This is a genomic window from Streptomyces sp. P9(2023), from assembly GCF_032436795.1.
In the GTDB taxonomy this organism is placed as follows: Bacteria; Actinomycetota; Actinomycetes; order Streptomycetales; family Streptomycetaceae; genus Streptomyces.
Window position 1 is genome coordinate 1 of the sequence record NZ_JAUPWM010000597.1, and the last position, 260, is coordinate 260.

Genomic DNA, 260 nt, shown 5'->3' on the forward strand with positions numbered 1-260 from the left:
CGAAGGAAGACGGTCAGCTCATTATTGATGATCGGGGAAAACGAATTGCCTGACGACCTGACGAACCTGACCACCCCTCAGCTTGATGAGCAGCACTTCGCTTCAATCGACCGCGAACGACTGCGGCCTACGATCGTCCGAACGCATCCACCGCGTATTCTGATCCTCTATGGCTCGCTGCGGGTCCGCTCATTTAGCCGGCTGTCCGCGGAAGAGGCCGGGCGCATCCTTACGCGCCTGGGGGCGGAAGTGCGGTTTTT

Annotated in this window: 1 protein-coding gene; it reads left to right on the forward strand. The window is 59.2% G+C overall.

Translation table 11 applies throughout. The features are described 5' to 3' along the window. Positions 1-27: 27 nt before the first annotated feature. On the forward strand, positions 28-260 hold a 233-nt coding region (locus Q5762_RS38830; RefSeq protein ID WP_399495624.1), incomplete at its 3' end, for an NADPH-dependent FMN reductase.